At 55.3% G+C, this 25057-nt stretch carries 25 protein-coding genes and 1 pseudogene; 11 read left to right on the top strand and 15 right to left on the bottom strand.

What is annotated here, in order from left to right:
* Positions 1-27: 27 nt before the first annotated feature.
* The 7 genes from GGR95_RS10690 to guaA all read right to left on the bottom strand — a co-directional run bounded on the left by GGR95_RS10690 (position 28) and on the right by guaA (position 7026).
* Positions 28-1014 (bottom strand): alpha/beta fold hydrolase, encoded by a 987-nt coding sequence (locus GGR95_RS10690; RefSeq protein WP_184565646.1) that lies wholly within the window; start codon positions 1012-1014, stop codon positions 28-30.
* Positions 989-1906, bottom strand: a complete 918-nt coding sequence (locus tag GGR95_RS10685) for a homoserine O-succinyltransferase (protein ID WP_184565644.1) — start codon at positions 1904-1906, stop codon at positions 989-991. Before GGR95_RS10685 ends, GGR95_RS10690 begins: the two co-directional genes overlap by 26 nt.
* 117 nt (positions 1907-2023) lie before the next feature.
* Positions 2024-2872, bottom strand: coding sequence for an ATPase (locus tag GGR95_RS10680; RefSeq protein ID WP_184565642.1), 849 nt, complete (start codon positions 2870-2872; stop codon positions 2024-2026).
* A gap of 173 nt (positions 2873-3045) precedes the next feature.
* On the bottom strand, positions 3046-4173 hold the full coding sequence (locus GGR95_RS10675) for an OmpP1/FadL family transporter (RefSeq protein WP_184565640.1): 1128 nt from the start codon (positions 4171-4173) through the stop codon (positions 3046-3048).
* A 134-nt stretch (positions 4174-4307) separates the two neighbouring features.
* Entirely contained in the window at positions 4308-5171 is an 864-nt protein-coding gene (locus GGR95_RS10670) for a DMT family transporter (protein ID WP_184565638.1), read from the bottom strand.
* Positions 5168-5458 (bottom strand): putative quinol monooxygenase, encoded by a 291-nt coding sequence (locus tag GGR95_RS10665; protein ID WP_184565636.1) that lies wholly within the window; start codon positions 5456-5458, stop codon positions 5168-5170. Before GGR95_RS10665 ends, GGR95_RS10670 begins: the two co-directional genes overlap by 4 nt.
* Positions 5449-7026: a glutamine-hydrolyzing GMP synthase gene (gene guaA / locus GGR95_RS10660; protein ID WP_184565634.1), complete on the bottom strand. Its 1578-nt coding sequence runs from the start codon at positions 7024-7026 to the stop codon at positions 5449-5451. Before guaA ends, GGR95_RS10665 begins: the two co-directional genes overlap by 10 nt.
* Positions 7027-7236: 210 nt before the next feature.
* Here guaA and GGR95_RS10655 point away from each other — a divergent pair, with 210 nt between their 5' ends.
* Entirely contained in the window at positions 7237-8775 is a 1539-nt protein-coding gene (locus GGR95_RS10655) for a trimethylamine methyltransferase family protein (RefSeq protein WP_184565632.1), read from the top strand.
* Between the two features lie 24 nt (positions 8776-8799).
* On the opposite strand, the gene GGR95_RS10650 is transcribed toward GGR95_RS10655, so the two are convergent.
* On the bottom strand, positions 8800-9105 hold the full coding sequence (locus GGR95_RS10650; RefSeq protein ID WP_184565630.1) for a DUF6477 family protein: 306 nt from the start codon (positions 9103-9105) through the stop codon (positions 8800-8802).
* Positions 9106-9341: 236 nt separating this feature from the next.
* Between GGR95_RS10650 and GGR95_RS19165 the strand changes: the two genes are divergently transcribed.
* From GGR95_RS19165 to lipA, 3 genes and pseudogenes are all read left to right on the top strand, one after another.
* Positions 9342-9803 carry a helix-turn-helix domain-containing protein gene (locus GGR95_RS19165; protein ID WP_425506394.1) on the top strand — a complete coding sequence of 154 codons (462 nt, stop codon included), beginning with the start codon at positions 9342-9344 and terminating at the stop codon, positions 9801-9803.
* A gap of 20 nt (positions 9804-9823) precedes the next feature.
* Positions 9824-10435 (top strand): annotated as a pseudogene (locus GGR95_RS19160) (DUF6456 domain-containing protein).
* Positions 10436-10552: 117 nt separating this feature from the next.
* Positions 10553-11506, top strand: coding sequence for a lipoyl synthase (gene lipA, locus GGR95_RS10640; protein ID WP_184565628.1), 954 nt, complete (start codon positions 10553-10555; stop codon positions 11504-11506).
* 4 nt (positions 11507-11510) lie between these two features.
* Here lipA and GGR95_RS10635 read toward each other — a convergent pair whose 3' ends face one another.
* The 4 genes from GGR95_RS10635 to hpt form a co-directional block, all read right to left on the bottom strand.
* A complete protein-coding gene (locus GGR95_RS10635; RefSeq protein WP_184565626.1) occupies positions 11511-12389 on the bottom strand; it encodes a c-type cytochrome in 879 nt (292 codons plus the stop codon).
* A 3-nt stretch (positions 12390-12392) separates the two neighbouring features.
* Complete coding sequence (locus GGR95_RS10630) at positions 12393-12869, bottom strand: c-type cytochrome (protein ID WP_184565624.1); 477 nt, start codon at positions 12867-12869, stop codon at positions 12393-12395.
* Between the two features lie 104 nt (positions 12870-12973).
* The gene (locus GGR95_RS10625) at positions 12974-13150 is read right to left on the bottom strand and encodes a hypothetical protein (RefSeq protein WP_184565622.1); all 177 of its coding nucleotides are present in this window, start codon (positions 13148-13150) and stop codon (positions 12974-12976) included.
* A 3-nt stretch (positions 13151-13153) separates the two neighbouring features.
* Positions 13154-13699: a hypoxanthine phosphoribosyltransferase gene (gene hpt / locus GGR95_RS10620; protein WP_184565620.1), complete on the bottom strand. Its 546-nt coding sequence runs from the start codon at positions 13697-13699 to the stop codon at positions 13154-13156.
* Between the two features lie 68 nt (positions 13700-13767).
* Here hpt and GGR95_RS10615 point away from each other — a divergent pair, with 68 nt between their 5' ends.
* Both GGR95_RS10615 and GGR95_RS10610 read left to right on the top strand, forming a co-directional pair.
* Positions 13768-14211, top strand: coding sequence for a type II toxin-antitoxin system RatA family toxin (locus tag GGR95_RS10615; RefSeq protein ID WP_184565618.1), 444 nt, complete (start codon positions 13768-13770; stop codon positions 14209-14211).
* 20 nt (positions 14212-14231) lie between these two features.
* Positions 14232-15503 carry an MmgE/PrpD family protein gene (locus tag GGR95_RS10610; RefSeq protein WP_184565616.1) on the top strand — a complete coding sequence of 424 codons (1272 nt, stop codon included), beginning with the start codon at positions 14232-14234 and terminating at the stop codon, positions 15501-15503.
* 4 nt (positions 15504-15507) lie between these two features.
* On the opposite strand, the gene GGR95_RS10605 is transcribed toward GGR95_RS10610, so the two are convergent.
* Genes GGR95_RS10605 through GGR95_RS10595 form a run of 3 tightly spaced genes read right to left on the bottom strand, consistent with a single transcriptional unit; the run spans position 15508 to position 17598 of the window.
* Positions 15508-15984, bottom strand: coding sequence for a CinA family protein (locus GGR95_RS10605; RefSeq protein WP_221384839.1), 477 nt, complete (start codon positions 15982-15984; stop codon positions 15508-15510).
* A complete protein-coding gene (locus GGR95_RS10600; RefSeq protein ID WP_184565614.1) occupies positions 15974-16471 on the bottom strand; it encodes a phosphatidylglycerophosphatase A family protein in 498 nt (165 codons plus the stop codon). The genes GGR95_RS10605 and GGR95_RS10600 overlap by 11 nt, the downstream gene beginning before the upstream one ends.
* Entirely contained in the window at positions 16468-17598 is a 1131-nt protein-coding gene (locus GGR95_RS10595) for a bifunctional 2-C-methyl-D-erythritol 4-phosphate cytidylyltransferase/2-C-methyl-D-erythritol 2,4-cyclodiphosphate synthase (RefSeq protein WP_184565766.1), read from the bottom strand. Before GGR95_RS10595 ends, GGR95_RS10600 begins: the two co-directional genes overlap by 4 nt.
* Positions 17599-17805: 207 nt before the next feature.
* Here GGR95_RS10595 and dusB point away from each other — a divergent pair, with 207 nt between their 5' ends.
* From dusB to ntrX, 5 genes are all read left to right on the top strand, one after another.
* Positions 17806-18783 carry a tRNA dihydrouridine synthase DusB gene (gene dusB / locus GGR95_RS10590; RefSeq protein ID WP_184565612.1) on the top strand — a complete coding sequence of 326 codons (978 nt, stop codon included), beginning with the start codon at positions 17806-17808 and terminating at the stop codon, positions 18781-18783.
* Positions 18780-19919: a two-component system sensor histidine kinase NtrB gene (locus GGR95_RS10585; protein WP_184565610.1), complete on the top strand. Its 1140-nt coding sequence runs from the start codon at positions 18780-18782 to the stop codon at positions 19917-19919. The genes dusB and GGR95_RS10585 overlap by 4 nt, the downstream gene beginning before the upstream one ends.
* Positions 19920-19922: 3 nt before the next feature.
* The gene (locus GGR95_RS10580) at positions 19923-21290 is read left to right on the top strand and encodes a response regulator (RefSeq protein WP_184565608.1); all 1368 of its coding nucleotides are present in this window, start codon (positions 19923-19925) and stop codon (positions 21288-21290) included.
* Positions 21291-21419: 129 nt separating this feature from the next.
* Positions 21420-23630, top strand: coding sequence for a sensor histidine kinase NtrY-like (locus GGR95_RS10575; RefSeq protein ID WP_184565764.1), 2211 nt, complete (start codon positions 21420-21422; stop codon positions 23628-23630).
* Positions 23627-25027, top strand: coding sequence for a nitrogen assimilation response regulator NtrX (gene ntrX / locus GGR95_RS10570; RefSeq protein WP_184565606.1), 1401 nt, complete (start codon positions 23627-23629; stop codon positions 25025-25027). Before GGR95_RS10575 ends, ntrX begins: the two co-directional genes overlap by 4 nt.
* The last annotated feature ends 30 nt before the right edge of the window (positions 25028-25057 follow it).

Here is a 25057-nt window from a genome sequence, read left to right as displayed (position 1 = left end):
TTGGATCAATATGCGATGTTAATGCGGTTAACGCAAACCCACACGCATGCTAGCGCGGTCTATCGCTTGTATAACCGCGTCGGGCGCGACGTGATGGGGCATGTGGCCGATCCCTTGCAGAACCGTAAGGGCAGAATTGGGGGCCTTCTGTGACAAGGGCAGCGCGTGGATATCAAGTGGTACAATGGTATCGGCATCACCGTGCACAATCTCGATTGGCATCGTCAGCTCGTTATAGCGTGCAGCCATTTTGACAATCGACGGCCGCAGGTAATTCACCTGTTGGGCATTGGCGCGCATGGTTTCGCGGCGCAGCACCAGACTTGTGCCAACATGCTGGGCATATCCTTCAGGGGCAAGTTGTGGCGCAAAAATCGACTCAATGCTGTTGGCGATGTAGGATTCTGACACAAAGGCCGAGGCAATAGGCACTACAAGCGCGCCCCCCCATGCGGAGGACGTAGCAGAGTAAACCCAGCCAAGGCCGCCCGGCCAAGGGTTGGATACGGCGGATAGCATGACAACCGCAGCGGTGTTTTCAGGATCGCTCAGCGCCCAAGCCATGGCGACGGCACCGCCCAATGAGTGCCCCGCGATAATAGGCTGGTTAACACCAATAATTGAAACGGCTTTTTGCAGCACAGCGGCCTGCTCTTGCGGTGTTTCATAGGCGATGTTCCATGCGCCACCTTTGCCCGGTAAACGCCCCGTCCATCCCAGCCCAGGACGATCAACCATGATAACGCGGTAACGATCCGAGATACGATCCACAAAATCAAACGTCCAGTCGCGCACATTGCCGTTGGCACCGTGGATCAAAACCAGATCAGGACCGCTGCCCGCCACCAGCACATGGATTGGCGTACCATCAACGTCGATGATGCGGCCTTGCGCAGGGTAGCCCTTGTTCGCACTCGCTTCGCGGGCAAAGGCACGCCATTGCACCACAGCGATAAACCCCAATAGCAGAGCCGCGAGCAGCACCATCCTACGTGCCGATTTGTTCAATGTCATATGGCGTTGCTTGATAGATTTCCTGAATCCAATTCCCGTAAAGTAAATGTGCATGACTGCGCCAGCGGTTCACAGGCGGCAAAGAGGGATCATCATCGGTATAATAGTTTTCGGGCACATTGATGGGCGTGCCGGATTCGATGTCACGGTCATATTCCTGTTTGAGCGTGTCGCGATCATACTCAAAGTGGTTGAAAATATAGAGAGCGCGGTGTGCCGGATCTTCGATCAGGGCGGGGCCCACTTGGTCACTGCCCAACAAGGTGGTTAAGCTCGGGCATTGGTCTACTTCTTCTTGTCGTGTTTCCGTCCAACGTGACACGGGGATCACGCAATCATCCGAGAACCCGTTCAAGTAGGGCGAAGCGGGCGCAAGGTTCTTATGCCGGAAACACCCAAAGGCCTTGGCCTCCAGTGTGTGCTTCTTGATGCCGTGGAAGTGGTTGATCATCGCCATCGCGCCCCAGCAAACACCAAAGGTAGATTGCACATTGGTCTGTGTCCAATCCATCACACGCTTGAGTTCGGCGTAATAGTCCACGTCTTGGAAATCCAATAATTCAACGGGCGCACCTGTGATGATCAGCCCGTCAAACTTCTCGTCCCATACCTCGGACACAGGGCGATAGAAGCTTTCCATATGTTCGGCGGCAGTGTTGCGGGTCTGGTGATCTGACATGCGCAGCAGGGTCAGCTCAATCTGTAGAGGCGTGGCACCGATCAATCGGGCGAACTGGTTTTCCGTTTGAATTTTCTTAGGCATCAGGTTGAGCAGTGCAATGCGCAACGGGCGGATGTCTTGGAGAGCGGCCTGATCTTCGTCCATGACACTAACGCCTTCACGGGTGAGGACGTCGTAGGCGGGCAGGGCAGACGGGATTTTAATAGGCATGGGACAGCTTCTTTTTTGTCAAACGTACATCACAGTAAAATGGCAGGCATCGATGGAATAGGACATCATAGATAAATCGCACGGTGTCTACTCTCAAGGGCGCGCACAGCTTTGTGTTCACAGCTTGGATGCGATCAGGGCGTTAAACGCCTCGGCATCTGTGGCGGCGTGCATTTCCTCGGCGGTTACCGTGACGCCAGATTTCGCCATTGCCGCATAACGGGGCTGACGGTGGGCTAGGGCTTGCGCATAGGTCCAGCGAATGAAGGTATCGGGATCGACGTCGTCAGCATGCAGTTTGTTTTCATCCAGATACTCCGCCCAGACACGGGCAATAAAGTCTGGATGATAGGCCATTGGCTTGGGCGCGCGGTCAAAGCGGCGGATCAATTCTTGGGAGTGGGCTTCGTCTCCTTTGATCCAGACAGGCAGGCAAAGTTCACCAAGTTTGGCCAAAAGCGGATCATTCTCATCCTCGGGGTCAATCCATTCGCAGATGGACCCGCCTGTGTCGCAGATAAAATGCGGATAACCATAGAGGTTTTGCGCACGGGCGATGAAGGTCTGCGTATCCAAAAGGGCTGTGATCTCTGCTTCGCGGAACTGGCTCTGGCGGATTTTATAATCTTCCATCGGCAGCCCCCCTTTGGTGGGGTTCCCCGGTTTGCCTAGATAGGCGGCGACAGCGCTTAGATCATGATCATGGATGTTCGGTTCAATATACATGGCATCGGCGCGCAGCATCTCTGCTAGAAAAGGATCGCGCATGGCATGTTTGATTAGGTTATCTTTGATATGGCCGTGCATGCCAGAGGTGCCAATGCGGTAATCTATAGAATAGTGAAACCACCCGCCTTGTTGTACCAACATCTTGGAAACATGGGTTTTACCCAGACCGGACATGCCAAAAAACATGACCGATTTATGGGGTGCTGCGTTCCAGCTTTTTGCATCGGGATAGAGCATTGTGCCTCCGGCTTTGGGTTAACCTTCCCTAGCCTGCGCGCAGCAAGGGGTCAATCAGCGCCCGTTCTCTATCGCCAGCCCAAGGGTCATGATGGTCCGTGTAAAGGCTGATGTCGTATGCAAACGGGCCTAACACTTGGTCAGGCCCGCTGTGATCCGTTTTTGGCGTAGGTTTAGAACGTGTAAGCGACTTTGAATCCGGCAGAGACAGCCGAATTATCGTTGAACTGTGCACGTGCTACATCGGGTGTCCCTGTTTCCGCGTAGGCATCGCCAAATTTGGTATAGCGGATGCCGCCGCTCAACGTGACGCTCTCGTTCAGCGTGTAGGATCCGCCGACAGAGATATAACGCGACCCGTTTGTGGGGGTAAGCGGTGATACAAGTGAATCGCTGCTGCTTGCCAAATAGCCGATGGCGACTTGCGCGGCGAATTTGTCGCTGAAACGACGGCCGATGCCGATTTCAATATCGGTTGTGTTTTCGATGTCTGTGATGCTGGAGCCTGAAACTGTTGGGTCAACACTTGCATCAAAGAGCGTCGGCGAGACTTGCGTGTCTTCGTGACGGGCATAGCGGATCGAACCAAACAGCAGCGTGTCCGCAGCAATACCTGTTTGCGCCTCAAGGTTGAGGGTCTCTGGTGTCACAATTTCGGTGGTGCCTTGTGAGATCAAAGTACCATTCATGGATTCACGGGTTGCCAGATCATGGGTGATTTTTGAGTTGTAGGTCAGGGCTACGCGCATCCCGATTTCAGGGCGCTCAAATGCGGCACCTACGACAAAGCCAACAGCCCCATCTTTGTCGAATTCAGCGCGGTAGCCGCTGAGGCCACCATAAGCAAGACCACGCAGATCAACCGATGCGGACAATTCTTGGTAGCGCATGCCGCCATGCAGGCTGAACGAATCGTTGAATTTGTAACGTGCCAATGCGGTCACCGCAAAGCTGTCGACAGTCGCCGTGGTCCCGCCGAGCATTGTTGATGCGGGATTGCCTTCATAGACAATATCGGAGCCGTAGGGTTCATCGACCACAACCGCAACCGAGACTTTTGGGCTCAATTCATAGCGTAGACCCGCACTTGTGTTGCCGAAGCTTTTAGCGACGTTATCGACATTATTGCCGAGGAAATCGCGGCCCGTAAGGTCAGGACGTGCGTTGCCGTATGACAGTTCCAAACGGTTGCCGCTCTCAAAGATGATGCCGATGTCCTGACCAGAACGGTCCAAGCCACCTGCCTGCGCAGTTACAGCGGTGCCGATTACGGCAGCAGTGCCAAGTAGAATTTTTTTCATAACGTCCTCCCAAACGTGGTGTTCAGCCCTTCTGTATGTTCAAACATGAGGGCTTTAGGGATGCTAGCGCATGGATTAAGGGAATGCCTAGCACTACCTAGGGTAAGGTTGGCTTTCTAGTGGAAACGTGACTTTTAAGCCTGTTTTTTCGTCTCAGCCCAGATGTTCAGGTAATTTGCGGCAAATATCATCACAGCGCCCACAAAAACCCAGACTTCCAGCGGTTCATCGTAAAGAAACATTGCAACAATCGCGATTACTGGCAGGCGGGCAAAATCAAAGGGCACAACAACGGTGGCGGGGGCGATTGCCAATGCGTTGGTCAGGCAGAAATGGGCTATCAATCCAGCGCAGCCGACCAACACGAGATAGGGCAGGCTTGCGGCTGTGGGTAATGCGATGCTGCCGTCATACCCTGCGGTGATCAGACCAAGACCCAATTGGATCGTCGTTAGAAAGAACAAGATCGACGTGACCGAGTTGTCGTGCGTGAGACGTTTGGTGAGAATATTTGTGAGGGCAAAGAAAAACGCGGCAGCCGCAGCCGTCAAAACCCCGAGGTTCAAGGTCTCGACGCTGGGGCGTGTGACGACCAAGATGCCAACAAAACCCGCCACCGCAGCAAAAGCACGCAAGCGCGTCATCCGCTCTCCCAACAGCAGTGGCGCGAGAATTGCGACCCAGAGAGGTGATGTGAACTCGAGCGCAAAAACCTGTGCCAGTGGGATGATGGCAACTGCGAAAAACCACAGGTTCTGGCCTGTAAAGTGAAACAGGTTGCGGACCAGATGGCGACCAAATTGATCGGTGCGGATTTCATGCCAGCGGTTTGAAGCAGCAACGATAGATAATACGATGATCACGCCGATTAAACTACGGTAGAGCATGATCTCGAATGTGTCGTAGTCCGCCGATAATTCGCGACCCGCCACCGCCATGACGGAAAATGACGCGATTGATCCTGACATCCACAACGCAGCTTTCAAGATCACGTTCATTTGCGGCCAGTAATCTTGTAATCCCGCGCAATACCAACGGTTTCACGCGCCCAGACCGACGCAGCAGCACGGGTTTGATGTGCATCGAATGCAGCAGAATCGATAAATCTCTCTGCTACGCTCCAAACCATCGGATCAGCGGTTTGCAAAACCTCAAACGAAAGACAGCCCGTTTCGGCACGCGTCAGGGCGATATGCAGAGGAAGCGATGCACGCACGCGCGCGGCATCGTCCTGTGTTACGCAAGTAAACGTGCCTGTCAGGCTGACTTCGGTGTTTATTCCCACTCGATGGTGCCTGGAGGTTTTGAGGTGATGTCATAGGTCACACGGTTGATGCCCGGTACTTCGTTGATGATCCGTGTCGCCGTTTCGCCCAAGAACTCGTGGCTGAACGGATAATAATCAGCAGTCATACCATCCACCGAGGTCACCGCACGCAAGGCGCAGGCGAAGTCATAAGTGCGACCATCGCCCATCACACCCACGGTGCGCACAGGCAAGATCGCCACGAACGCCTGCCAAATATCATCATAGAGACCATGTTTGCGGATTTGGTCGATATAGACGGCATCGGCTTCACGCAGGATATCCAGCTTGGCGCGGGTGATTTCACCGGGGCAGCGGATTGCCAGACCCGGACCAGGGAAGGGGTGGCGGCCAATAAAGGACGGCGGCAGGCCCAATTCGCGGCCCAACACGCGGACCTCGTCTTTGAACAATTCGCGCAATGGCTCTACCAATTTCAGACCCATTTTTTCGGGCAAGCCGCCCACATTGTGGTGGCTTTTGATGGTCACGGAAGGGCCGCCAGAGAAGGAAACCGATTCGATCACATCAGGATACAGCGTTCCTTGGGCTAGAAACTTGGCATCATCGATTTGGTTGGCGTATTTCTGGAACACGTCGATGAACAGACGGCCGATGATTTTGCGCTTGGTCTCTGGATCGGACTGGCCTTCCAGCTCTCCTAGGAACAATTCACGTTCATCCGCGTAGATGACTTTGAGGTTCATGTTGTCGCGGAACATGGTCACGACTTCTTCGGCCTCGTTTTTGCGCAGTAAACCATGGTCAACAAAAACGCAGGTCAGTTGATCACCAACCGCTTCGTGGATCAGCGCCGCAGCAACAGAGGAATCAACACCGCCGGACAGGCCACAGATGACATGGCTGTCGCCGACAGTGGCGCGGATTTTCTCAATAGCTTCTTCGCGGTAGGCGTTCATGGTCCAATCACCTGAAAATCCTGCGATGCGGATGAAGTTCTCAAAGAACTTCAAGCCGTTAGGTGTGTGGTGGACTTCGGGGTGGAACTGCACTGCATAGAAGTTGCGGCTTTGATCCGCTGTGATTGCAAAGGGCGCGTGAGGTGAAGTGCCCAGCACTTCGAACCCCGGCGCAATGGCGCTGACGTGGTCGCCGTGGCTCATCCAGACTTGTTCGCGATCTGTGGCGAACCATCCCATCAACAGATCGGACTTTTCAACCGCAGGCGTCACATAGGCGCGGCCAAATTCGGCAGTGCCGCCACCGCCCGAGATTTTACCACCCTCAACTTTGCCGCCCAGCATATCCATCATCAGCTGCTGGCCATAGCAAATGCCCAAAACAGGTACATTGCGTTCAAACACCGATGACGGCGGGCGCGGCGCATCGGCGTTTACAACGCTGGCAGGGCCGCCCGATAGAATGATCGCTTTGGGTGCAAAAGCATCCAAAAAAGCATCATCAACCGTGTTGAACGGATGGATTTCACAATAGACATTCAGCTCGCGCAGGCGGCGGGCAATCAGCTGGGTCACTTGGCTGCCGAAGTCGATGATAAGGAGGCGGTCATGGGTATGTTGTGTCATGCCCACTGATTATGCGCGCAGGGGCAGGGTGGCAAGGTAGATTTGAGCCCAGCACAGCATATCATCGTTCCGAGGGCGGTAAGGTTGTTAAAATAACCGGTACAGTTGGTATAGATGTCGCTTTTCTACCTACATCGCCGCAATCCGCGTGAGCGTGACAGCGGATTAAGGGTATCTGAATTCTAAATACAGAGATTTGGGGAATTTATCATGGCAGAACCAGTACGTCGGACACGCGGTGGCGGCGGAGCAGCGCGGCGCGCGCAACGTTCAGCCGTTTCTTTTGAGACAGCAAAATACATTGAACGCAACATCCCCAACTTCGAAGTTTTGAATGAAGAAGCCTTGGAGATCATCGAGCGGAATGCGGAAACGATTCTGGAAGAGATCGGTGTAAACTTTCCTGATAACCCCGTGGCATTGCAACGTTGGCGGGATGCTGGGGCCGATGTTCAGGGCGAACGCGTGCGCCTGCCGCGTGGGTTGGCGCGGGAATTGATCAAAACGGCCCCCGCTAGCTATACCCAGCATGCCCGCAATCCAGATCGGAATGTGGTTGTGGGCGGCAATAGCCTTGTGCTGGCGCCTGTGTATGGGCCGCCCTTTGTGCGTGATGCCGCTGGTGGCCGTCGCTATGCCACGATGGAGGATTTTCGCAAATTTGTGAAACTGGGCTATATGTCTAAATGGCTGCATCATTCGGGCGGCACGGTTTGTGAACCCACGGATGTGGCTGTAAACAAACGTCATCTGGACATGCTGCACGCCCATATGACCCTGAGCGACAAGCCGTTTATGGGCTCGGTGACCGAACCAAGCCGCGCACAGGATTCGGTGGATATGTGTGGTGTTTTGTTTGGCAAAGAATTTGTGCAGCAAAACACGGTCATGACGTCGCTCATTAACATCAACTCTCCCATGACATTCGATGATGTGATGATGGGGGCACTAGAGGTTTATGCGCAAAACAATCAGGCCTGCATCATCTCTCCCTTTATCGTTGGCGGGGCAATGGCGCCTGTGTCGGTGGCAGGGACACTGACCCAAGTGTTGGCCGAAGGGCTGGTGGGGATTGCTTATAGCCAGCTGTGTAACCCCGGTGCGCCCGTGATTTTCGGTGCTTTTGTAACCTCGATTGACATGAATTCAGGTGCGCCGACATTTGGAACACCCGAAGCTGCGCATATCACTTATGGCGCAGGCCAATTGGCGCGGCGTTTGAACCTGCCATACCGCTCGGCAGGCGCGTTTTGTGGGTCGAAACTGCCTGATGCGCAAGCCGCCTATGAGACGTCGAATAGCCTGAATATGGGGCTGCTCTCGGGGGTGAACTTTATGCTGCATGCCTGTGGCTGGCTGGAAGGGGGGCTTGTGTCTTCCTTTGAGAAGTTTGTGATGGATGCTGATCAACTGGGTACGTTGCACCATTTGGCGCGCGGTATTGAGATTGATGAAAACGCCCAAGCGATGGACGCCATCCGTGAGGTTGGTCCGGGCGGTCATTATCTGGGCTGTGCGCATACGCAGGCGAACTTTAAGGAAGCATTCTGGAAATCCGATCTGTTGGATTACAAGCCTTTTGAGACATGGGAAGACGAGGGCGCGCGCGATACGCAAACCCTTGCCAGCCTACGGGTCGAAAAGATGCTGAACGATTATCAGCAGCCTGCAATGGACCCTGCAACACGTGAGGCGCTGGATGCCTTTGTGGCTGAACGTAAAGCAGCAGAGCCTGATAGCTTCATGTGATCTGACCTCACTAAAACCGACGATCTAAAGGATCGGTTGCGGGACGTGTTCTTGGGCCCGCAACTGATCTGCTTCACCGATAATCGCGATTAACACATCTACATGGGCGGCAACGCTGTAACCTGCACCTGTGTTGCAGCGCGATTGTTCGTGTTCTGCTTCAATTTCCATCAATCGGATGAGAGCAGGGCCATGGCGTGGTAATTCTCCATACCCCAAAAGACGCGGCAGATGGCCGTCACGGCGATAGTTCTCGGCACCTATACGGGCTGCGCGGATCAAGAGGCGGGGCCGATGTAGGTTGGCCAAAAGGCTGTGGATATCTTTCATGTTTTGATGCTCCTAACACAGGTGGAGCAGCAACATTGCCCGCTCCGATGTCAGTATCATGCTATGGTTTTAGTGCTGTTGCGTGTTGGCCCATAGAAGCGTGCGTAGCCTTCAGCATTGTTTACGATTTGGAAACAATGCTGGCTTTGGCATGATGAATTTAACGAATAGGTAACCCAATCTCTCATAGGTTGTGTTTACCTGTTGTTAATAGCGCTGAGGAGGGACACTCAGATATGGGACAAATGGTATTGGAAGTTGAACAAAACGAACATGGAGGCCGAGGCGAAACGGGCTTTGTACCCAGTTGGGTGCCGCGATCGGTACAAAACTACATTGATCATACAGAAATGGGCGTGCCGATCCGCGCATTAGCGCGGCAGCAAGGGTGTCATGCGTCTACGATCCTGCGACAGATCAGGCGTGTCGAGACTCTGCGCGACGATCCGTTGGTCGACGGCGTGCTCAAAACACTAGGCGGGGGAAGCATTGCGCAGCCCCCAAACGTACCGCAGCCAGCGCGTGTCACTGCGTTGCAAATGCCTAGCCCGATTTTGCCAGATGCCAGCCAATTAGGAGAGCAGGCTTTGCGGGTGCTGCGCAGATTATGTGAGACAGGTGCAGTATTGGCCGTGGGCGCGGATATGGAAAAAGCTGTGATCGTGCCCATGGCGATAACACGAAAACAGCCGTTGTAGACCGCGCCTTCGCAGAAGCGATGGCGCTACAGGGGTGGATTTCCGCACCACAAGGCGGGCGGATCACGCGCTATCACATCACCGCAGCAGGCCGCACCGCATTGACGGGATTGATGGCACGGGCCGAAAGCCGCCGCGCAGGCGTGCCAGAGGCCGAGGCCGATATATGTGCCATACCGCACCGCATCCGATATGGCTTGGCAGAAAGCCCTTTGGCCGCGCTGGCCCGTCGCCGTGATCGGGACGGCACATTCTTTCTGGATAAGGATATGGTTCGCGCGGGCGAGCGGTTGCGAGAGGATTTTGAAATCGCAGGTTTGGGGGATGAGGTCGGGCAGGGCTGGCCTGTATTCCTGACAGGGATATTGGAGGGAAATGCGGCTGCGCCCATCCGTTCTGCGCGTGGTCAGCAACTGGCACGTGCACGCGCGATAGCAGCCTTGTAAGATTTAGGTCCGGGTTTGGCTGATATCGTGCTGCGCTGTTGCTGTTTGCTAGAAGGGTTAGAGACCGCCGAGAAGTTTCTGGGCTGGTCTGCGCGTTCGGGCAAGATCGTGTTGCGCATCGCATTAATCCGCTTGCAGCAAGGCTATATTGCACAGGCAAACACCAGTGCCGCACTGATCGGGTAGGAATAGTCATCAATTCTGGGCCAGTTTGCACACAGCACATAACGGGAATGTATGAGGATTGGCTTTTGTTTGACGCCGCATGTGTTAGATAGCAGGTAGTCGTCACACGAGGTTCCTATGCGTGATCTAAAAGTTCCCGAACTGCGCCACCCTGAAAAGGCCCGCCGCCCTGATAATGCCCAGCCGAAAAAGCCGGATTGGATTCGTGTCCGTGCCCCCGGCGGTGAGGGATACAAGAAAACGGCCAGCATCATGCGCGAGCATAAACTGGTGACAGTTTGCGAAGAGGCGGGCTGTCCTAACGTAGGCGAATGCTGGTCGCAAGGTCACGCCACCATGATGATCATGGGCGAGGTTTGTACCCGCGCCTGTAGTTTCTGCAATATCGCGACGGGCAAGCCGCCAGAAGCATTGGATGCCTTTGAACCGGGCCGTGTGGCGGATGCGGTGCAAAAGCTGGGGCTAAACCATGTGGTGGTTACATCGGTGGACCGCGATGATGTAGAGGATGGGGGTGCCGAGCATTTTGCCCAAACCATTCGCGCCATTCGCCACCGCTCTCCCAACACCACAATCGAAATTCTAACACCAGACTTCATTCGCTGCGCTCCAGAAGCCCTTGAAAAGGTTGTGGAAGCACGTCCAGACGTGTTTAATCACAATCTGGAAACCGTGCCCGGCCTTTATCCCGAGGTTCGCCCGGGTGCCCGGTATTTCCATAGCTTGCGCCTGTTGCAGCGGGTCAAGGAACTGGACCCGTCGATGTTTACCAAATCTGGCATCATGGTGGGTTTGGGCGAAGATCGGCAGGCGGTGATGCAGGTCATGGAAGATATGCGTGCGGCGGATATCGATTTCCTGACCATTGGCCAGTATCTGCAACCGACCCCAAAGCACCACCGTGTGGACCGTTTTGTACATCCTGATGAATTCGCAGCTTATGAAAAAGCGGCCTATGGCAAAGGCTTTCTCATGGTTTCGGCAACGCCTCTGACGCGCTCAAGCTATCATGCGGGGGATGACTTTGCCCGCCTACGCGAAGCACGGAACAAAAAGCTGGGCATCGCCTGAGGGATTATCCCGCAGGCAGTGCCAATAAATAGGCGGCAATTGCTTCGCGGTCAGAGGCGGGCAGTTTCGCCAGATTATCGACAACGGCGGCCATAGAGCCGCCAACGCTGTCATAATCTGGCGTAAAGCCGCTGGTGAAATACTCAACCAATTCAGATTCGGACCAACCCAATCCCGCAGGGGTAATATCGGGGATTTGTCCTTTGCCTGAAGGATTAGGTGCCCCTTTGAGCCACTGATCACGGTCCAAGCCGCCCAATGCGTCACGGGGCGTATGGCATTCGCCGCAATGGGACATGTTTTCAACCAGATAGCGGCCACGCTGCATCTCGGCATTTAGCTCACCAGAAACGACTGCATCTTGCTTGAGATAAAGCAATTTCCACGCGCCAATTCCGCGCCGGATATTGAAGGGAAATCCTACATCATGGGCACGTAACGGCGTGGAATCGCCGGGTAGGCTGCGCATGTAGGCATAGAGATCTGCGATATCCAGCTCGGTCATGCCTGAATATGCCGTATAGGGGAAGGCGGGGTAATAATGCTGCCCGTAGGGGGACACGCCGTTGCGCAAGGCATTGTAAAATTCGGGCAAGCTCCATCCGCCGATGCCTTCGGGGCCAGATGAAATATTCGGGGCATAGAACGTGCCAAAGGGGCTCTCAATTGCATAACCGCCCGCGAGGATTGTTTTATCCTGCGAATTCGGGGCGGCGTGGCATGAGGCGCAGCCCGCAGCCGTGAAAATCAATTCGCCATTGGCAGGATCAGCCGTATGGCCCTGTGCTACCAATACAGGCTCAGGCGCGGGGGCCGTTAGCACCCACGCCCCGCCCGCCGCAACCACAGCACAGGCCAGCAATATTTTAATGCCCCGTTTCACGATTTAGTTCTTTGGGCCGCGGTAGGCTTCATGGCAGGCTTTGCACGCGGCGCCCATCGCGCCCATACCTGCTCCAACCGCGGCTGCATCGGCAGCGCCAACCATCGCCAGCGCACCGGCACCCAGTTTTTCGAATTGGGCTTCAAACCCTGCCGCATCGGACCAGATTTCAGTTTTGGCGCGAGAGCCTTCGGTAAAACCTTGCTCAGAACCTTCTAGCCACATCGACGCCGGTGCCATACCAGCAAGCGCTGCCATGTTTTGGGCAGCCGCATCAACCATGGCGCTGTCGTACGGGGTTTCGCCTTTGGCAATGCCCCCCAATATGCCCATGTGATAAGAGATCATCTGCATTTGCGCATGACGTGCTTTCACAGCGTCTTCCAGCGCTTTATCCGAGTGGCTTTCCGCGAAAGCCGCGGTTGCGATGATGCCGGCGCTCAGCACGGCGGTGATTGCGGTTTTTGTGAATAATGTCATGGTGAGTTTCCTGTGGCTGAAGGGAAGTAGCTAGAGGTGTTGTTCCTAGTTTCGCACAGATTGAAGTTTGGTCAACTGCTGACCGTGTTACGGATACAATTTGACTAAAACTTGCGCGGCATCCGCTCGGCTTTGGCCCATTCTGGCCAGAAACCAAAATACTCAAGCCCGACAATGATCAATGCGATGGCTACGGCCGCAAACACCAGCTTCACCCGCTTGGCCGAAGGCGGATTCTGGACCCACCGTTTGGCGCGCATCAGTTGTCTGAGGTCCAGCATCGCCTAAGCCTCGTCAGTAAAGCGGACCTTGCCGATATAGGGCAGGTTGCGGTTGCGTTGAGCAAAATCAATACCGTACCCCACGACAAATTCATCAGGGATCACAAACCCTGTATGATCCGCGCGCAGATCAACTTCGCGACGTGTTGGTTTGTCTAATAGGGCCACTGTTTTCAGGCGTGCTGGCTCACGGGCGCGCAACATGCCTGTGACGTGGAACAACGTGTGACCTGTATCCACGATGTCTTCGACCAGCAATACATCACGTCCCTCAATGCCGCCACGCAGGTCTTTGAGAATCCGCACTTCTCTGGTGCTTTCCATACCGTCCCCATAGCTGGAGGCTTCTAGGAAGTCGACTTCGATCGGCAAGTCCAATTCGCGTACCAGATCAGCGATAAACACAAAGCTACCGCGCAGCAGGCCCACGACAACCAACTTATCAGTATCCGCAAATTCCTTTTGGATTTCGCGGCATAGCTCTTCAATACGTGCGGCAATGGATTTGGCCGAGATCATCTCGTCTATGACATAGGGACGGGGTTGCATAAGCACCTCTTGATTGAACACCCAGCCGGGCTTTGATACAGCGCTACGCAAACAGACGCAGGAAATCAATGCCCACACACTCGGAAACCCGCACGCTGCCTTACAGCGCCCAGCAAATGTATGATCTTGTGGCTGATGTAGGCAACTATCCCAAGTTCCTGCCTTGGACCGCTGCCGCACGGATTAAATCCGTCGATGACAAAGGCGATCACAGTGTGATGGATGCGGATCTGGTGATTTCGTTCAAAGTTTTCCGCGAAAGGTTCACGTCGCGTGTGGTGCTTTGGCCTGAGGCCATGAAAATCGACACCGAATATCTGGACGGTCCGTTTAAGTATATGAAATCAAACTGGGCTTTCGCGGATGTGGAGGGCGGTTGCGAGGTGACTTTCTTTGTGGATTTTGAGTTCAAGAACGCGATTTTGCAAACCATCATCGGCGTGGTCTTTAATGAGGCCATGCAACGGGTCGTCAAAGCATTTGAGAAGCGCGCCGAAGCGCTTTATGGCTGATCCAGTCAGCGGAGGGCACAATGGGACTCACACAACAGCTTGTTAAATTCTGTACCGCAGAGGTGCCCGAAATCGCCGCTGCGATGATGCGCCTGTCGCTCTATGATTGGGCCGCTTGCGGTATCGCGGGCGCGAAAGAGCCCGAGTTTGCGGCGTTTCGCCGTGCTTTGATGGTGGATGAAGGCCCCGCGCATGTTTTTGGCGGTGACGAAGCGGGGGCCGCGACTGCCGCGCTTGTGAATGGCACCTTGAGCCATGCGCTGGATTATGACGATACCCATTTTGCACATATCGGGCATCCGTCCGTTGCGGTGCTGCCTGCGGTTATGGCATTGGCTGAAACGCTGGACACCCCTTTGACCGAAGCCATTGATGCGGCCACCATCGGTGTTGAAGCCTCGATCATGGTTGGACTTTGGCTGGGGCGTGATCACTATCAAATCGGCTATCACCAGACTGCGACTTCGGGTGCTTTTGGCGCCACATTGGCAGCTGCGCGTTTGTTAGAGTTGGACAAGCGGCAAATCCGCAATGCTTTGGGGTTATGTGCCTCCATGGCATCGGGGCTTAAATCGCAATTTGGCACGATGGCCAAACCTTTGAACGCGGGGCTGGCGGCCCGAACCGGTGTTGAAGCCGCGCTTTGGGCGCAGTCAGGCATGAGTGCTGCCAAAGAAGGGCTGGAAGGTCCGCTTGGCTTTGGCGAGACACATCATGGCGAAGCGCTTGCCGTTAAAATGCCGCGCAAAGACTGGCAGATCAACTCGATCAGTCACAAATTCCATGCCTGCTGCCACGGGTTGCACGCGATGCTAGAAGCATTGGGTGAGGCCGATCTGGACACGGATCGGATTGCGGGCCTCAAAATCCGCACCCATCCGCGTTGGATGAGTGTGTGCAATATCCTTGAACCCAAAAAGGGGCTGGAAGTTAAATTCAGCTACCGTCACACTGCGGCGATGACGTTACTGGGCCATTCCACGGCTACGGCGGCGAATTTCAGCAATGCGATGGCGAAAGATGCAGACATCGTTGAATGGCGTGAAAAGATCGAAGTTGTTGAGGATGACAGCCTGACCGAAACCCAGTCGCTGATCACGTTGACATTGACCTCTGGCGAAGTGCGCCGCCTGCGCCATGACCTTTTGGAGCCTATGTCACTAGAAACGCGCAGTGAAAAGCTGCGGGTGAAAGTGCAGGCTTTGTTGGGCGATAGCGCTTCTGATGCGCTTTGGCAGGCGGTGATTGGCAATGATCTTGATGCGGTTACCGAGTGCTTTGCCGCTGAGTGAAACCTTAGGTGGTGGGCATGCCGCGTAGAGTGGTGCAGAGCATCGTCAATGCATGATCCCGCGCTGCAGCACGCACGGCGTCACGGCCCAATGGGCCGAACTCGACCGTTTCGCTATCAACGCGGTCTGCGCTGGCTATACCAAAACACACACGCCCCTCGGGCTTGCGCTCGGACCCGCCAGGCCCTGCGATCCCTGTGAGGGAAATAGCAAGCTGCGCTTGGCTGCGGTTCAGCGCGCCTTGTGCCATTTCACGCGCTACGTCTTCCGATACGGCACCGACAGCGTCCAACGTCGTGGGCCAGACGCCCAACATCTCGATCTTGGCAGCGTTGGAATAGGTGACAAACCCGCGTTCAAACACAGCCGATGATCCCGCCAGATCGGTCAGCGCAGCCGCCACCATACCTGCGGTGCAGCTTTCGGCGGTGGCAATCATCACACCGCGCGCCTGTGCAAGCATCAGGATTTCAGAACGCATGATAGGCACCCGCCAGCGCAACCACACCGATTGCAGCAAAAACGCCAGCGATCACATCGTCCAGCATGACGCCCAGAGGATCGCCGCGCCGATCTGCCCAGCCGATGATCCATGGCTTGGTGATGTCAAACAGGCGAAACAGCGCAAATGCCGCGATCCAGCCCGGCCACATGACGGTAATGTCGATCCCCATGCGCCAGCTTGCGATAGAGAGAGGCAGAAGCGCGATCCATTGGCCCACAACTTCATCAATGACAATTTCGGACGGGTCATGATCCTCTGATCCCGCCGTCATCTGCTGTGTTGCCCAACACCCTGCAAGAAATGCGACGGCTATGCCCAGCGCCAACAAGGGAAAGCCCCCCAGCACATGCAGGAGCCAGCCCCAAGGCAGGGCCACCAGTGAACCCCACGTTCCAGATGCAGGACGCAGATAGCCCACGCCAAAAACAGTCCCGATCATACGCGGCAGCAGGGGGGCGCTCATGATTTCACCAATGTGGCGGTGGCCATACAGGCGATGCCTTCACCGCGTCCGGTAAAGCCCAGCCGCTCGGATGTTGTTGCCTTGACCGAAACACGGCCCACCTCAATCCCGATCATCTCGGCGACGGCATCACGCATGGCTTGGGCGTGGGGGCCAACTTTGGGGTGTTCGCAGATTAAGGTGCAATCCACATGGGTCAGGGTAAATCCTTGGGCACGGGCCATTTCGGCGGCATGGCGCAGGAAAATATGGCTTTGCGCCCCTTTCCATTGCGGGTCAGAGGGCGGGAAATGCGTGCCAATGTCACCCGCCGCCAGCGCACCATAGATCGCGTCGGTGAGGGTGTGCAGGCCCACATCTGCATCAGAGTGGCCGACAAGCCCCTGATCATGCGGGATCTTCACACCGCAGAGCATCACGTGATCTCCTGCACCAAAAGCATGCACGTCAAAGCCGTTGCCAGTACGTATGTCCATTGTCTTCTCCAATATCCGTGCAGCGCGGGCGAAATCCTGCGGCGTGGTGATTTTGATGTTATCGGCGTCACCCGCCGTAATGGCAACCGTCATACCCGCAGCCCGCGCCACAGCTACATCATCGGCTGCGATGCCATTGTACTGTACATGCGCTGCGATAATGGCAGCGCGGTGGAAGCCCTGCGGTGTTTGCGCCGCGAAAAGCCCTGCGCGGTCTTGGGTGCCTGTCACCGTGTCGGTGTTTCCCGTCCACAATGCGTCAGTCACAGCCAGACCCGGGGCCGCGCCTTCATGGGAGTGAAGCGCCTCAATCACGCCATCAATCACTGTGGCATTTACACAGGGGCGTGCCGCATCATGAATGAGAACGACGTCGCAGTCGGGCAGGGCGGCAAGGCCCGCCTGCACGGATGCGCTCCGCTCGGCTCCGCCACGCACCACTGTGATGCCTCGTGCCTCAAAGGCGGCGGCCTCGGCCATATCACCGGCATGAAGGACAATGGCGATGTCGCTGATTTTTGGATGTCTCTCAAAACCCGCAACCGAATGATCAATTACCCGCATTTCCCCCAGAAATTGCCACTGTTTTGGGCGAAGGCCACCAGCGCGGGTTCCTCGGCCAGCGGCTACAATCAGGGCACAGACACGCATTAGGTCTACTTTCACTTGGGTTGGCGTCTATATTAGGAAATCTAGGGGGCTGGTGCAATGCATGCAGGGGGAAACACGCGGAGGCCGTATGATTAAAAAATAGGCACAGCGGCACATTGTGTCATCAGTTATCCTACGGCATTCATTGCAACTTCGTTTTCTTTGTTCTAATTTCAATGCAACCGCCCAAGGATTAAGCAACCTCCAATGACATTTCCACTGGACCTCACCCCACCTGTTTTTCTGGCCCCTATGGCCGGCATCACCGACTTACCTTACCGCACTCTTGTGGCGCAGTTTGGGGCGGGATTGGTTGTGTCCGAGATGATTGCGTCGGGTGAATGGATCACTTCACGCCCCGGGACCCGCGAAAAAGCTGAGCTGGGACTGGGCGTTGAAGGCACTTCTGTGCAAATCGCCGGGCGCGAAGCCGCGCCGATGGTTGAAGCCGCCAAAATGATCGCCGCACAAGGAGCGCGGATCATTGATATCAACATGGGCTGCCCCGCCAAGAAGGTGACACAGGGCGCTTCAGGGTCTGCCTTGATGAAAACCCCTGACCATGCGTTGCGGTTGATTGAGGCTGTGGTGGCTGCGGTGGACATTCCCGTCACGCTTAAAACTCGGTTGGGCTGGGATGATGATATGCTCAACGCGCCGCAGATCGCACAGCGCGCCGAGGCGGCAGGGATCAAGATGATCACCATCCACGGGCGCACGCGGTGCCAGTTCTATAAAGGCAGTGCTGATTGGGCCGCCATTCGCGGCGTCGTGGATGTGGTGGATATCCCCGTTGTGGCAAATGGCGACATTGTGGATGCCACCACCGCGCGGCAGGCTTTGGCGCAATCGGGCGCACAAGGAGTGATGATCGGGCGCGGGATACAAGGACGGCCTTGGCTGTTGGCACAGATCGCACATGAATTATATGGCACGGCCGCACCAACCATCCCGCAAGGCGACGGTTTCACCGATATGGTTCTAGGGCATTACGATGCCATTCTGGGATTCTACGGGACCAAGCTGGGCTTGCGCACAGCGCGTAAACATCTGGGCTGGTATATGGATCACGTCGGCACCCCAAGCGCTGAGCGCCGCGCCGTACTCACAGCCCGCAGCCCGGAAGAAACGATGATCGTCTTGCGAGCGGCCTTAGATCCGTCAATGTGGGGAGCCGCAGCATGAATGACACACCAGAAACCCGCCCTAGCGCTTTGGCACTGGCTGAACGCACTCTTTGGTCTTCTTTGCCTGTGCCTGCGATTTTGGTCGGGATCGACGATAAAATCATTGATATTAATGCCGCCGCCGAAGGTTTCCTGAATGTCTCGGCAAAAGCGGTATTTGACTTGCCTGTTTGGGATGTCATCGCAGTGGATTCACCGCTGGAAGAGGCCTTTGAACGGGCGCGTACAACCGACACCACGTTGTTTGTTAATGATGTGGATGTGGGCAGCGGGCAGCGCGCGCCACTGCAATCTCAATTGCAAATTGCGCCGCTATCAGGGTCGGACGGCACCATGATCCTGATGATCTCTCCTCGGGAGCTGGCAGGGCGGTTGACACAAAATGGGTCGGTCAAGTCTTCTGCCAAATCAGCCATTGGTATGGCGGAAATGCTGGCTCATGAGATTAAAAACCCTTTGGCAGGGATCACAGGGGCGGCGCAATTGCTCAGCATGAGCCTGAGCGCTGAGGATCAGGAATTGACCGATCTGATTGTCGGCGAAAGCCGCCGCATTGTGAAGCTTCTGGAGCAGGTGGAGCAATTCGGCAATCACACCATTCCAGAACGCAGCCCCGTAAATCTGCATGATGTGTTGGACCGTGCCCGCCGTTCGGCGTTGCTGGGCTTTGGTGCTCAAATGAAGATCATTGAGGATTACGATCCCTCATTGCCGCTGGCATGGGGGGATAAAGATCAGCTTTTGCAAGTTGTCCTCAACCTCATCAAAAATGCATCTGAGGCGGCGGGCGAGGGCGGCGGGACAATCCGCCTGCACAGCTATTATGAGCATTCTTTCCGCCTGCGCCGCTCGGACGGGCATGGTGATGCGCTTCCTTTGCAGATCGAAGTGATCGACGATGGTCCGGGGTTGCCCGATAATATCGCAGGGGAAGTGTTTGATCCCTTTGTATCGGGCCGTGAAAACGGCACAGGTCTGGGGTTGGCGCTGGTGAACAAGATCGTATCCGAACACGAAGGCTGGATTTCCGTGACGTCCGTACCGGGGCGCACGGTGTTTCGTATTTCACTGCCGCGCGCGGATGCACATGAACAACATAAAAACGTGGGCAAACCGCCTGCAAAGGAGACTTAGGTTATGGATGGCACAGTTCTGGTCGCCGATGATGATCGCACCATTCGCACGGTTCTTACACAAGCATTGACCCGTGCAGGGTGTAAAGTACATGCGACCTCCAGCCTGACCACGTTGATGCGATGGGTGGCGGAGGGCAAAGGCGATGTGGTCATCACCGATGTTGTCATGCCTGATGGCAATGGTTTGGAAATGCTGCCGAAAATTGCGCAAGACCGCCCTGATTTGCCGGTTATCGTGATTTCTGCCCAAAACACCATCATGACAGCGATCAAGGCCGCAGAGGCACAGGCCTATGATTATTTGCCCAAGCCGTTTGACCTGCCTGACCTCATGAAACGCACTGCCCGTGCATTAGAGCGCACAGGCACGCCGCGTAAACCCAGCGCAGCAGTGCAGGAAAAAGACGAAGACGATTTGCCAATGGTGGGTAAAACCGCCGTGATGCAATCGCTGTACCGTGTGATTGCAAGGGTGATGAATACCGATCTGCCTGTTTTGATCTGGGGCGAAAGTGGCACGGGTAAATCATTGATTGGCCGCGCCATCCATGATCTGTCTGATCGCCGCTCTTTGCCGTTTGTCACGGTAACCGAGGCTGATCTGCGCGACATAGAGGGGCCAGCACGGGTTCTGGCGCGGGTACGCGGCGGTACATTGTTGATTGATGAAATCGGTGACATTTCTTCTGAAGTTCAGGCGCGTATTGCCCGTATGATGGATGCCGAAACAGATGACCGACCTCGCTTTATTGCGACGTCGCAAGTTGACCCCGCACATGATCCCAGCAATAGCAGCCTGCGCCGCGATCTCTATTACCGCCTGACAGGGGCAACACTACAGGTGCCTGCCTTGCGCGACAGGGTTGAGGATATTCCGTTATTGGCCGCGCATTTTTTGGAAAAAGCGGATGCCGCAGCGGGCGCGCCACATGCCTTGTCTGAGGGAGCCATCAAGATTTTCGAAAATTATACATGGCCCGGAAATGTGCGGCAACTTGAGCACGCGATGCGCCAATTGGCACTGACCAGTCGCACAGCTGAAATCACCGCCGCAGAAGCCGGGCAAATTGTTGGCGCACAAGCAGGGCCCGAACCCACACGCGCAGCGGGCACAGGAGAGAAGCTGGGCGCCAGTGTCGATCGGCACATCCGCCGATACTTTGAGTTGCACGGCAATATGTTGCCCCCTCCAGGGTTATACCAACGCATATTGCGTGAGATCGAAGCGCCGCTGATTGAAGTAGCTTTGGCCGCGACCTCGGGAAATCAGGCGAAATGTGCCGAGCTTTTGGGGATAAATCGAAATACTTTGCGAAAGAAGATCACTGACCTCGAAATAGAGGTTACACGCGGTCGAAAAATGATGTAAAATCGTCACATAAACGTGGCCACCGAGAAACAGTCTTGGTTAGGATCACATAATATGGCGGTCCGGTGCAAATGCACCACATCAGGTGAGGTTCTCCGCGTGGCACCCAGAACACGCAATTATTGGCTCATGCAGCTGTCGCACCTGCGGCGGATGAAGCGTGTGCGCAATGCGATGACCTTCGGGTTGGTGGTTTTGGGCCCGCTGCTGGCGTTAGGGACCTATCTGGCCCTTGGTCCGTTGGACAAAGGCAGCACCAGCACATTGCGGCTGATTCTGTTGTTGGACTTGATATATATTCTTGTCGTTGCGGCATTGGTGCTGTCTCAGGTGGCGCGACTGGTGATGGCGCGGCGCGCCAAATCTGCAGGATCGCGCCTTCATTTGCGGCTCACAGGCGTTTTTGCGCTGATGGCGTTGATCCCCACAGTTTCGGTCGCGGTATTTGCTGTTCTAACAATCAACATCGGTATCGAGGGCTGGTTCTCGGAGCGGGTCCGCGTTGTGGTGGGTAATTCGCTGCTTGCCGCCCAAGCTTATGCAGACGAAGAACGCACAGCACTCACGGATGATGCGGTAGGCCTTGCACGCAGCATTGACCGTGCACGGCGCGGTGGGATTGATTTAAGCGATAGCGAATTGTTGGGCGAGGCGCAGCGCCAAATTCAACGCGGTCTGCGTGAAGCCTATATGATTGATGCAACAGGTGAAATTCGCGCCCGTGGGGATCGCTCGTATCTGTTTAACTTTGATGCAGTGACACCTGCACAAATCAAAGCAGCGGATGGCGCAGAAGTGCACCTGATCGAAGATTGGGAGCACAGTGAGTTCCGCGCATTGGTGCGCCTTAATTCTTTTGTAGATCGTTTCTTGTATGTCAGCCGTGACGTGGACGGTGAAATCCTCAGCCTGCTTGATGAAACTCAGGAAACCATACGCCTCTATCAACAGCTAGAGAGCGAGCGGGGGCGGATGCTGTTTGAATTCGGACTGTTGTATCTGGCCTTTGCCGTGATCATCATTCTGGCTGCCGTTTGGTTGGGTCTGTGGTTTGCCGAACGTCTCTCTGGCCCGATTGGCCGCTTGACGGGGGCCGCGCAGCGCGTTGGTGAAGGCAATCTGGACATGCAAGTCCGCGACGATGATGGCGACGACGAAATCGCTGAATTGGGTCGGTACTTTAACCAGATGACCAAGCAACTCAAAGGACAGCGGAACACGTTGCTCGACAATACACGCCAGATTGAGCGGCGGCGCAGGCTATTTGATTCTGTGCTGAGTTCAGTCACGTCAGGCGTTGTCGGGTTGGACCCCGAGGGGCGTGTGACCTTTGTAAACCGCTCTGCGATGCGCCTGTTGAACTGGGAAGAGGACCAGCAATCACTGGCTCTGACTGTGGCGATACCCGAATTTGGCCCGCTCTATGAAACTGTGACGGCCACGGGCACTGAATCCACGCAGCAGGAAATCAAAGTATCGCGGCAGGGCCAGATGGAGAACCTTTTGGTTCGTATGGCGACGCGGCGCACCGACGACGGGCGGCTCGAGGGCTACGTTGTGGCCTTTGATGATGTGACAGATTTGGTCAGTGCACAACGTATGGCCGCTTGGGGTGATGTGGCACGGCGCATTGCTCATGAAATCAAAAACCCGCTCACGCCGATTCAGCTCTCTGCCGAGCGGATTAAACGCAAGTTTTCTCCTAAGCTGGGGGAGGATGCGGACAGTCTGGATCAACTGACAGGTGTCATCATCCGTCAGACAGGCGATCTGCGCCGGATTGTAGACGAGTTTTCAAAATTCGCCCGTATGCCCGAGCCAGAGCGCACGGCGCAAGACCTTGCGCAGCTTGTGCGGGACGCGGTTCTGCTACAAAAAACCGGCAGACCTGACATAAAGCTCATATCTGATGTGCAAAAGGCAGAACTCCCCGCGCTGATTGACGCGACAATGATTACACAGGCTCTAACAAATCTGATTAAAAACGCAGGCGAAGCCATCGACACTCTTAAACAAGACGGGGCACCCGAAAATCTGCTACCACAGGTGCATGTGCACCTCAGCGTCAACGACGGAGCGGCCCATATTACAATAGCTGATAATGGCATCGGGCTGCCCGAGGATCGCGCGCGCCTGTTTGAGCCCTATGTGACAACGCGCAGCGAAGGCACGGGCCTTGGCTTGCCGATCGTTAAAAAGATAATCGAGGAACACGGCGGGAGCCTGATCCTTTCCGATGCCCCAGTATTTGAGGGGCAAACCCATTTTGGTGCCATGGCAGAGATCACTCTACCTCTTGGCACCGAGCGACAAACAGACTTTGAGGAGCACCCATTATGAGCGACATTCTGATTGTAGATGACGAGCGCGACATCCGCGAGTTGATCTCTGATATCCTTGAGGACGAAGGCTTTGCCACGCGTCTTGCTGGTAATTCCGATGATGCCATGGCGGCAGTGAACGCTGAGGCACCTGCGCTGATGATCCTCGATATCTGGCTGAAAGACAGCAAGATGGACGGCATTGATATCCTCAAGTCCGTCAAACGGGATAATCCTGATGTTCCTGTTGTGATTATTTCTGGGCACGGCAATGTTGAAATCGCTGTCGCTGCGATCAAACAAGGCGCCTATGATTTTATCGAAAAGCCTTTCAACATCGATCAGTTAATGGTGGTGATCCGCCGCGCCATGGAAACCTCCCGCCTGCGCCGCGAGAATGTCAGCCTCAAGCGTAAAGACGGTAGTCCCTCAGAAATGGTCGGTAATTCGACGGCGTTTAAAACGCTGGTCAGCCAGTTGGACAAGGTCACAAAATCCAATGGCCGTGTGATGCTAACCGGTCCTGCAGGCGCGGGCAAAGAAGTGGCTGCACGTTATATTCATGCCAACTCAAACCGTGCTTCTGCACCGTTTGTCACGGTGAATTGCGCGGGCGTGGCACCCGAACGGATGGAAGAAGTTCTCTTTGGTCGTGAAACACCCGAGCGCGGTATCGAACAGGGCCTGTTAGAGCAAGGTCATGGCGGTGTTGTCTATTTTGACGAAGTGGCCGACATGCCGCTGGGCACGCAATCCAAAATTTTGCGCGTATTGGTAGACCAACAGTTCACTCGTGTAGGTGGCAATGACAAAGTACGTGTTGACCTGCGGGTTATTTCAAGCACAAACAAAGACTTAGAAGTAGAAATTGCGGCGGATACCTTCCGTGAAGAACTCTATCATCGCTTGAATGTTGTCCCGATTGCGGTGCCGTCATTGTCCGAGCGGCGTGAGGATATTCCGTTGCTGGCAGCGCATTTCATTGAGAAATTTAACAGCGGTCAGGGGCTACCACTGCGCGAAATCACGGATGACGCACAGGCGTTGATGCAAACCATGTTGTGGCCGGGCAACGTGAGGCAGCTCAAGAACCTTGTGGAACGCGTTCTGATCCTTGGCGAGGATTCAAGCCCGATTGAGGCCCGTGAATTGCCCGGTGAGGAAGATCACAGCGAAGAAGAAGGCCGTGTTGTACTTTCGGGTGCTATGGCCAGCCTGCCGCTGCGCGAAGCCCGCGAGGCATTCGAGCGTGAGTACTTGCTGACCCAGATCAACCGTTTCGGGGGCAATATCAGCCGCACAGCGAATTTTGTCGGGATGGAACGTTCGGCGCTGCACCGCAAACTCAAAAGCCTCGGCGTGGTCACATCGGCCAAGTCAGGCACCCGTGTCGCCCATGTGGACGATGAAGAGTAGGGCATTCGGCTAATTTCCTAGGCAATTGCT

It is taken from the genome of Sulfitobacter undariae (genome assembly GCF_014196805.1).
GTDB classification, from domain to species: Bacteria; Pseudomonadota; Alphaproteobacteria; order Rhodobacterales; family Rhodobacteraceae; genus Sulfitobacter; species Sulfitobacter undariae.
The sequence above is the reverse complement of the archived record's forward strand: the minus strand, read 5'-3'. Positions and strand labels throughout refer to the sequence as shown.